8 protein-coding genes are annotated in these 5,746 nt (G+C 64.4%); 7 read left to right on the top strand and 1 reads right to left on the bottom strand.

Annotated elements, in window-relative coordinates:
• The 4 genes from ADADOO_RS03045 to ADADOO_RS03030 form a co-directional block, all read left to right on the top strand.
• Positions 1-1,751 (top strand): efflux RND transporter permease subunit (locus ADADOO_RS03045; protein ID WP_511274904.1); only part of this gene is annotated, 1,751 nt, incomplete at its 5' end.
• Positions 1,744-2,046, top strand: coding sequence for a DUF3240 family protein (locus ADADOO_RS03040; RefSeq protein WP_511274902.1), 303 nt, complete (start codon positions 1,744-1,746; stop codon positions 2,044-2,046). The genes ADADOO_RS03045 and ADADOO_RS03040, both read left to right, overlap by 8 nt.
• Positions 2,043-3,329 carry a TolC family protein gene (locus ADADOO_RS03035; RefSeq protein WP_511274900.1) on the top strand — a complete coding sequence of 429 codons (1,287 nt, stop codon included), beginning with the start codon at positions 2,043-2,045 and terminating at the stop codon, positions 3,327-3,329. The genes ADADOO_RS03040 and ADADOO_RS03035 overlap by 4 nt, the downstream gene beginning before the upstream one ends.
• Positions 3,330-3,388: 59 nt before the next feature.
• Entirely contained in the window at positions 3,389-3,955 is a 567-nt protein-coding gene (locus tag ADADOO_RS03030) for a hypothetical protein (RefSeq protein WP_511274898.1), read from the top strand.
• A gap of 27 nt (positions 3,956-3,982) precedes the next feature.
• On the opposite strand, the gene ADADOO_RS03025 is transcribed toward ADADOO_RS03030, so the two are convergent.
• Positions 3,983-4,195 (bottom strand): hypothetical protein, encoded by a 213-nt coding sequence (locus ADADOO_RS03025; protein WP_511274897.1) that lies wholly within the window; start codon positions 4,193-4,195, stop codon positions 3,983-3,985.
• Positions 4,196-4,322: 127 nt separating this feature from the next.
• Between ADADOO_RS03025 and ADADOO_RS03020 the strand changes: the two genes are divergently transcribed.
• The 3 genes from ADADOO_RS03020 to ADADOO_RS03010 all read left to right on the top strand — a co-directional run.
• Complete coding sequence (locus ADADOO_RS03020) at positions 4,323-4,706, top strand: antitoxin Xre/MbcA/ParS toxin-binding domain-containing protein (RefSeq protein ID WP_511274895.1); 384 nt, start codon at positions 4,323-4,325, stop codon at positions 4,704-4,706.
• Positions 4,666-5,397, top strand: a complete 732-nt coding sequence (locus ADADOO_RS03015) for an RES family NAD+ phosphorylase (protein WP_511274894.1) — start codon at positions 4,666-4,668, stop codon at positions 5,395-5,397. The genes ADADOO_RS03020 and ADADOO_RS03015 overlap by 41 nt, the downstream gene beginning before the upstream one ends.
• A gap of 147 nt (positions 5,398-5,544) precedes the next feature.
• Positions 5,545-5,746 (top strand): VOC family protein (locus ADADOO_RS03010; protein ID WP_511274893.1); only part of this gene is annotated, 202 nt, incomplete at its 3' end.

The following is a 5,746-nucleotide window of genomic DNA, read 5'->3' as shown; positions in this document are numbered from 1 at the left end:
TCGTCTTCCTGCCGCTGCTCACGCTGCAGGGGCTGGAGGGCAAGATGTTCGGGCCGGTGGCGCTGACCATCGTCTTCGCCCTGGCCTCATCACTGCTGCTGTCGCTGACCGTGGTGCCGGTGCTCGCCTCCTACCTGATCAAGCGCGGCGTGCATCACGAACCGTGGCTGGTCAGAAAGCTGGCCGCCCTCTACGACCGCACGCTGAGCACCGCGCTGGCCAACAGCCGGAATTTCATGATCGCTGCGACGATTGCCTTGGCCGCGGCGGCGGGCGCCTTTTTACTGCTTGGCAAAAGCTTCATGCCGACGATGGACGAGGGCGACCTGATCATGCAGCTCGAAAAGCTACCGTCGATCAGCCTCGACCAGACCATCGCCATCGACAGCGCCGTGCAGAAGGCCGTGCTGGCCCAGGTGCCCGAGATCAAAGCCATCGTCGCCCGCGCCGGTTCGGACGAACTGGGCCTCGACCCGATGGGCCTCAACCAGACCGACACCTTCATGGTCCTCCAGCCGCGCGATACCTGGCGCAAGCCGGACCCGGCCTGGCTGGCCGACCAGTTGCGTGCTGTCATGGCCGACTTCCCCGGCATCGGCTTCTCCTTCACGCAACCGATCGACATGCGCGTGTCGGAAATGCTGACCGGCGTACGCGGCGATCTGGCCATCAAGATTTTCGGCCCTGATCTGGCGACGCTGAACCGCCTGTCCAACGCGATTGTCGCCACGGTCAAAAAGGTACCCGGTGCCGAAGACACTTTCACGCTCAAGAATGACGGCGTGCAGTACCTCAAGATTGCCGTCGACCGTCTGGCCGCCGGCCGCTTCGGGCTCAATGTCGATGACATCCAGAACGACCTCAAATCCCTGCTCGAAGGCCGCAATGTCGGCGTCGTCATCGAGCAGGGCCGGCGCGTCCCGGTCGTCCTGCGCGGACCATCGAGCCTGCTCAATTCGCCGGCCGATTTCGAAGCGCTGCGCCTCTCCGTGCCCGGCGGCGGCAGCGTGCCGCTGGCCAGCGTCGCCAAAATCGGCCGCATCGACGGGCCGGTCAAGGTCGACCGCGAAAATGCGCAGCGTTACGTCGTCGTCCAGTCCAATGTCCGCGACCGCGACCTCGTTGGCTTCGTCGACGATGCCCGCGCCGCCGTCGCCCGCGACGTCAAGCTGCCGGCCGGCTACCGGCTGTCGTGGGGCGGCCAGTTCGAGAACCAGCAACGGGCGGCTGCCCGCCTGGCCATCGTCGTCCCGGTTGCCCTCGCCCTCATCTTCTTCCTGCTGTTCTCGACCTTCCGCTCAGTGCGCCAGGCCCTGCTGGTTCTCTCCAACGTGCCGTTCGCCATGATCGGCGGCGTTTTCGGCCTGCTCATCTCGGGCGAATACCTGTCGGTGCCGGCCTCAGTCGGCTTCATCGCCCTGCTCGGCATTGCCGTGCTCAACGGCGTGGTGATGGTCACCTATTTCAACCAGTTGCTGGCTCGCGGCATGGCCGTCGGCGAGGTTGTCGTCGAGGGCGCCAAACGCCGCCTGCGGCCGGTATTGATGACCGCCAGCATCGCCGCCTTCGGCCTCGTGCCGATGCTCTTCGCCAGCGGCCCCGGCTCGGAAGTGCAACGCCCGCTGGCCATCGTCGTCATCGGCGGCCTGCTCACCTCGACGGCGCTGACCCTCGTTCTGCTGCCCATCCTGTTCCGCCGCTTCGGCGTCAAAACCACCGTCTCCTTTACCGAGGGCCGCCGCCATGGCTGATGTCCTGCTTTCGCTGACCATGCCCAACGACGTCGCCCAGCACGTCGAGGACCTGCTGCTCTCACGACCCGATCTCGTCCGCGGCTTCACCGCCAGCATGGCTGAAGGTCATGGTAGCGTCGTCCCGCTGGTCGAGCCGGCTGAGCTGGTCAGCGGCCACTCGCCACGCCTGCAGATCCGGCTGGCCGGAACGGAAGAAGCCATGCGCGCAGTCCTGGCGCTGATCAAGGCCGAGCTGCCCAGAGCCAATATTTTCTTCTGGCTGGTGCCAATCATCGAGATGGGGCGGTTATGAAAATTGGTCTTTTTTTCCGGTTGACCGTAGCAATCGGCATCGCCGGCACCAGCGGCATCGGCGGCACCGGTTTCGCTGCCGAAACGATGCCTAACCTGCCGCCGAGCGAAATCGTCACCCGCGTCCTGCAAACCAACCTGTCGGTGCAAGCCGCCGCCGGCCAGGTCCGTGTCGAGGAAGCCAACCGCCGCCGTCTCGAAGCCGGGCAATACGAATGGAACGTCCGCCTCGGCGGCCAGCAGCGCCGAAGCAAGCCGGCCACCGGCACCGATGAACGTTTCAACGAATGGAATGCTGCCATCGAACGCCCGCTGCGCCTGCCTGGCAAAGGCCGGCTCGATGGCGAACTCGGCGCGGCCGGCGTCGCGCTGGCCGAAACGGCGCACGGCGACGCCCAGCACGAAGCCAGCCGCAACCTCCTCAAATCGTGGTTCGTCTGGCTCAAGGAAAGCGCCTCCGCGGCGCAATGGAGCGAACAATTGGCCCTGCTCGACCAGCAGGCCAAGGCCATCCAGCGCCGCCAGCAACTCGGCGACGCTGCCCGTCTCGAGTCCATCCAGGCCGCAGCCGCCCTGGCCCAGGCCGAAGCCGCATTGGCCCAGGCCAAAGTGCGCCAGCAAACCGCCGGTGAAGACCTGCGCCGCCGCTACCCCGGCCTGCCGCTCGTCACCGAGAACACGATTGCCGAACCGACACCCATCGACGGCAGCGAAGCCGAGTGGATCAACGCCATCCTCGAACACAGCCACGAACTGGAATTCGCCCGCGGCGAGACCCAACGCGCCCAAATCATCGCCGGCCGCGCCAGCCGCGACCGGATGCCCGACCCGACCATCGGCCTGCATGTCTCCCGCGAACGGGCCGGCGAGGACCAGATTTTCGGCGCCTACATCAGCATCCCGCTGCCCGGCGGCGCCCGCCGTGCCGGCTCCGATGCGGCACTGGCCCAGGCCGATGTGGCCGGTCGGCGCGAAGCCTTCACCACGCAAAAAATCACCGCCGAATCGGCCATGCTCTACCAGTCGGCCAACGCCGCCTTTTCGACCTGGCAGGCCAGCCGCAGCGCCGCCGAGCGCCTCGGCCAGGCGGCCGACATGACCGCCCGCGCCTACCAGCTCGGCGAAGGCAGCCTCAACGACCTGCTCGCCGCCCGCCGGCTGGCCAACGAAGCCCAGCTAGCGGCTCGCCTGATCCAGCTCGAAGCACTCGAACTGCGTTACCGCCTGCAGCTCGACGCCCATCGGCTGTGGGTCATGGAAGAAGAAAAGCACGCCGGCGAATGAGCCTTTTCCGGCGCCAGCGACGTATCATGGCCAGACCCCACTCCGGATGAGGCCACACCATGATCCAGAATCTGCGCCAGCTTGCCAGCCTGTTCTGCGGGCTTGTCGCCATCGCGCTGGCAACGCCGGCCACCGCGTGGGAGCTGAGCGGCAGCAAGCTCATCACGCTGCACACGCGGGACGGCCAGTCGATTGCGATCGGCCACGTAGACTTCACCCCCGAGGGTGAACAAAGCCGCTTCAAGCTCAACCTCGACCACGCCAAACTGAAGGATTTCTTCCTCTCCATGAAGGAATTCAAATGTCTGGAGGGCGAGGAAATTCATTGCCACGTGCCCTATCCCTACGCCAATCCGGGCACGGTGAGCCGTAACGACCTGCGCTGGCTGGAGCATTCACTGCTCTTCCTCTACAAGCAGCCCAAGGATTTCGGCGCCCGGCTGTGGAATGGCCTTTACTACGAGATGGCGCTGACCGAACACGGCATCGTCGGCACGCCGCAAGCCGTCGATCTCGCCCTGATCGGCGTGCCGCCGGCCGATACTTCGATTCCGCCTTACGGCCCGGGCGAGCGCAGCGAAATTGCGCCCGACTCGCGCTGGATTCGCAGCCTGAGCATCGAGTAAGGCAACCTCAATCCAGAGCGAAAGCGCTCAGTTATCCACCTTCTGCCAGCCCTTGGCTAGCATACAGGCGTGCATCCGGCGCACGCTGGCCTGGGTGACCACGCCATCGGCTGTGGTGTAGACCTGCTGTTTGCAGAAGATTTCGTCGCGCTTGTAGTCGCCGTCAAGCGCCCCGCGCTTTTCCCAGTGCCACGACGAACAGCCCGCCAGGCCAATGAAGACAATCATCAGTAATTTCATGGCGCAAATTCTACGCTGATCGGCGCAATGCCAGCCTCGCCGGGCCGCACAATCATCTATTCATAAATAACTTTCAAAACACATTTTATTCTGTAGAATAAATATAACGCCACTTGGAAACGCCATCATGCCGACCGCCTTGCAAGCCAATCCGCTCTCCGACCGCTCCCGCGTTCTGTCGACGGCCGTGGTTGAAGCCGCCAGACGCCTCGGGCTGGGTTCCACCGACCTCAACGCCATCATCGGGACCAGCCAGCCCTCGGCCTCGCGCCTGCTCAACGGCAAATATTTCATCCCCGAAGGCAGCAAGACCTGGGAGCTTTCGGCTCATTTCGTCCGTCTCTACCGCTCGATTTCCTCACTGGTCGGCGGCAACGACGATCTGGCCCGGAGCTGGCTCAAATCCAGCAACCAGGCTTTCGACAACCGCCACCCGCTGGAAGTCGTCAAACGCGTCGAAGGCCTGCTCCATGTCTGCGAATACCTGGACGCCCACCGCGCTCGCGTCTGAAGCCCGGCCCTGGTCGGGCAAGGGCTGGCGCGCCGTCGAGGCGCTGCACCGGGTGGCGACGATGACGCTGGTGCACGGCGATCTCGGCGACCAGTCGCTGCTCGAAGACATGATCGAAGAAGCCAAGCCCGTCTTGCCGCGTGAAGCGAACGGCCTGCACTGGCTGCTCGCCACACCTTTCCGCTACTGGCCGAAACCGCCCTCCGGCTCGCGTTTCCGGGCGCGCACCGATGCCGGCGTGTTCTATGGCGCCGACGAGGAAAAAACTGCCTGCGCCGAATGCGGCTACTGGCGCCTGCGTTTCTGGCTGGATAGCGAAGGCCTGGCCGGGCGCGAGGCATCGATCCCGATCACGCTCTTCGAATTCCACGGCGCCACGCCACAGATGCTCGACCTGACAACGCCGCCGCTCGTCGCCGATCGGGCCAGTTGGACCGACCCGGCCGATTACAGCGCTACCCAGAAAGTTGCCGGCACGGCGCGGCAAGCCGGCATCCAGTTGATCCGCTACCAGTCCGTCCGTCATCCCGAAGGCCACTGCCTGGCCATCCTGACGCCGCAGGTATTCAAGGGCGTCGACGAGGCATTCCGTAACGTCCAGCATGGCTGGACACTGTGGCTCAAGCCGCCCGGACTGACTGTCTGGCAGCGCGAACTGACGCCGGAAAGCCACGTTTTTCGTTTCGCCTGATCGACGGATTCGCCAGCGGATATTTTCGCCGGACATGGAACCGGCTAGCGGCCAAGCAATCTAAACGAAACCAGCCTATGCCATGCGCTTATACTTTCTGCACAGCAATCAGGCATCACCTTCAACGCCACTTCCGAAAGGACGATCATGAACAATCCGGTAGGCTGGTTTGAGATTTATATAAAGGAAATGGAGCGCGCCAAGGCGTTCTATGAAGCGGTGTTCGAGGTGGAACTGAGCAAGCTGGAAAGCCCGCCCGGCCTCGAAATGTGGGCATTTCCCATGCAGCCGGAGAGCTACGGCGCGCCCGGCGCCCTGGTCAGGATGGACGGATGTGGCGGCGGCGACA

This window comes from Azonexus sp., assembly GCF_036170495.1.
GTDB lineage: Bacteria > Pseudomonadota > Gammaproteobacteria > Burkholderiales > Rhodocyclaceae > Azonexus.
The sequence above is the reverse complement of the archived record's forward strand: the minus strand, read 5'-3'. Positions and strand labels throughout refer to the sequence as shown.

Coding starts and splice junctions, on each gene's coding strand:
- ADADOO_RS03020 (WP_511274895.1), top strand. CDS start 4,323: ATGCCGACCGCCTTGCAAGCCAATCCGCTCTCCGACCGCTCCCGCGTT.
- ADADOO_RS03040 (WP_511274902.1), top strand. CDS start 1,744: ATGGCTGATGTCCTGCTTTCGCTGACCATGCCCAACGACGTCGCCCAG.
- ADADOO_RS03030 (WP_511274898.1), top strand. CDS start 3,389: ATGATCCAGAATCTGCGCCAGCTTGCCAGCCTGTTCTGCGGGCTTGTC.
- ADADOO_RS03025 (WP_511274897.1), bottom strand. CDS start 4,195: ATGAAATTACTGATGATTGTCTTCATTGGCCTGGCGGGCTGTTCGTCG.
- ADADOO_RS03035 (WP_511274900.1), top strand. CDS start 2,043: ATGAAAATTGGTCTTTTTTTCCGGTTGACCGTAGCAATCGGCATCGCC.
- ADADOO_RS03015 (WP_511274894.1), top strand. CDS start 4,666: ATGTCTGCGAATACCTGGACGCCCACCGCGCTCGCGTCTGAAGCCCGG.